Origin of the sequence: Paraburkholderia fungorum (assembly GCF_046027605.1) — a bacterium.
Lineage (GTDB): Bacteria > Pseudomonadota > Gammaproteobacteria > Burkholderiales > Burkholderiaceae > Paraburkholderia > Paraburkholderia fungorum_F.
This window is the reverse complement of record NZ_JAQQEF010000070.1, coordinates 1-2544: the sequence shown is the minus strand read 5'-3', so window position 1 is coordinate 2544 and position 2544 is coordinate 1. Positions and strand designations below refer to the sequence as shown.

Sequence of the window (2544 nt, the reverse complement as noted above, 5' to 3'; positions counted from 1 at the left end):
TAAAGACCGACAATTATCTTGTCCGGTGGATTGACGATTGTTCTGGCCGGTAGTGAGGAGTCGGAGGCGGCGTAGCCGCCGGAGACGACGAGCTACCGGCGCGGCGCCGGAAGATGGGCATAGGATGGCTGGTTGCCTTCGTCAGGAAGGGACCCGCCATGTCCGGACCCCATGTTACGGACCAGCAGGTCCGCCTGTATATGAACAAGCGCAGACATCACACCCAGGAAGTGGCCGCCGCGATGGCGGGCATGAGTTCGCGCACGGCGCGACGTATTGAACGCGACGGCCAGCTGCCGTCGCAACGTTCCGGACGATACTGGCGAACGCGTGAGGATCCGTTCGCGGCGGTCTGGGACAGCGAGGTGCTGCCGCTGCTACGCAGTGTCCCGCGACTGAAGGCAGTGACGTTGCTGGGCAAGCTGCAGGAAGTGCATCCCGGCCAGTTCCCCGACAGCATGCGCCGCACGCTCGAACGGCGCGTGAATTTCTGGCGAGCCGTGGAAGGTCCTGCGAAGGAGATCTTCTTTCCCCAGGAGCATCTGCCCGGCGCGCAGGGCCTGTCGGACTTTACTGATATGAACGGGCTGTGCGTCACGATCGCCAGCGCGCCGTTCGATCATGGCCTGTATCACTTCGTGCTGGCGTTCTCGCACTGGGAGTACGCCAGCCTTGTCGAAGGTGGCGAGAGTTTCGAGGCGCTGTCGCTGGGTCTGCAGAACGCGGTGTGGCAGGCGGGCGGCTGCCCGCGCGAGCATCGTACCGACAGCCTGTCTGCGGCATTCAGGAACCTGCAGCAGAAGGACGATTTCACCCTGCGCTATGCCGCGCTGCTCAGGCATTACGGCATGGAGGGCACACGTAACAACCCCGGCGTGTCGCACGAGAACGGTAGCGTGGAATCGTCGCATCGCCATCTGAAGGAGGCCATCGATCAGGCCCTGATGCTACGTGGGCATCGCGACTTCGGTGATCGTGCTGCCTATGCTGAATTCGTGCGCGAGGTCGTAATGCGGCGCAACCGCCGCAACGCGACCGCCTTCAATGTGGAACGTGAGTATTTACGCGAGCTGCCAGAACTGCGCACGACCGACTTCATCGAGGAGGAAGCACGCGTGACCCGCTGCGGTACTTTTACCGTTCGGGGCGTTCTGTATAGTGCGCCGTCGCGCCTGATCGGGCATCGCCTGCGGGTGCGACTCTATGCTGAACGGCTCGACTGCTACCTGTCCGGCGCTCTGGTGCACAGCACCCCGCGAGCCGCGCGCGCGGCCAGTGGCCAAGGCCACGCACTCGATTACCGGCACTTCATCGATGCGCTCAAACGCAAGCCGCAGGCCTTCAGGGGGCTGGCCTTCCGTGACAGGCTGTTTCCGCGCGAAGCCTATCGCCGGACGTGGGAACAGCTTGAAGCGCGACTCACGCAACGTGAAGCCTGCAGGACAATAGTCGGGTTGCTTGAACTGGCCGCCTGGCATGGCGTCGAGGCAGTCCTGGCCGGGCGGCTGGATGCCTTGCTGGATGCGGGTGAACTCCCCGATCTCGAGCAACTGCGTGACGAATTCGCTCCGCGTCAGGCCGACTGCCCGGAGGTCGTGGTCGAGCTGCCGTGTGCGGCGCTCTATGACGGCCTGCTCGATCACGAGGTGGCGCCATGAACGCCGTCACCTACGACGATGCCAGGCTAGGTCTGATGCTCACCGAACTGCGTCTGCCGACCATCGGCAGCCTGTGGCCCGATTTTACGCAGCGTGCCGACAAGGAAGGCTGGCCGGCCACACGACTGCTTGGTGCGCTGCTCGAACATGAACTGGCCGAGCGCGTCAAACGTCGCATCGAGCGGCATCGCATTGAATCGCATCTGGATCCGGCCAAGACGCTGGAAGCGTTCGACTTCGGTATGGTGCCGATGGTATCGAAGTCGCATGTCATGGCATTGGCCACGGGCGATTCGTGGCTTGAGAAAGGCGCCACAATTTTACTGTTCGGCCCGCCTGGCGGCGGCAAGAGTCATTTAGGCTCAGCCATCGGCCATGCGCTCATCGACGCCGGCTACCGGGTCCTGTTCACACGCACGGGCGAGCTCGTACAGAAACTGCAGGCCGCGCGGCAGAGCCTGCAGCTGCCATCCATGCTAACCAAGCTTGATCGTTTCGATCTGATTATCCTGGATGACCTGTCGTACGTACGCAAGGACCAGGCCGAAACCAGCGTGCTGTTCGAACTGATCGCCGAGAGGTACGAGCGCCGAAGTCTTCTGATTACGGCCAACCAGGCGTTCTCGGGCTGGACCGATGTATTCCCTGATCCAGCCATGACGGTCGCCGCCATCGACCGGCTCGTACATCACTCGACGATCTTCGAACTCAACGTCGAAAGTTACCGCCGTCGCAACGCCAGCGACAACAAGACCGCCCGGCGCCGACAATTACCCAACCCTGAATCTGAAGGAACGACAACTATGGCTAATTGACGCGACAATTACCCCCATCGACCGGACAAGATAGTTGTCGTTCTGGCGGACTTTGTAATTGACGATCTACA

2 protein-coding genes are annotated in these 2544 nt (G+C 62.0%); both read left to right on the top strand.

Going from position 1 to position 2544, the window contains the following annotated elements:
* Positions 1-158: 158 nt before the first annotated feature.
* Positions 159-1658 (top strand): IS21 family transposase, encoded by a 1500-nt coding sequence (istA, locus tag PQR53_RS38720; protein WP_120302044.1) that lies wholly within the window; start codon positions 159-161, stop codon positions 1656-1658.
* Positions 1655-2473, top strand: a complete 819-nt coding sequence (gene istB / locus PQR53_RS38715) for an IS21-like element helper ATPase IstB (protein WP_120302045.1) — start codon at positions 1655-1657, stop codon at positions 2471-2473. The genes istA and istB overlap by 4 nt, the downstream gene beginning before the upstream one ends.
* Positions 2474-2544: the final 71 nt, after the last annotated feature.

Bases quoted from the DNA above. Each gene is read 5' to 3' on its own strand.
- istA (WP_120302044.1), top strand. From the start codon at position 159: ATGTCCGGACCCCATGTTACGGACCAGCAGGTCCGCCTGTATATGAAC.
- istB (WP_120302045.1), top strand. From the start codon at position 1,655: ATGAACGCCGTCACCTACGACGATGCCAGGCTAGGTCTGATGCTCACC.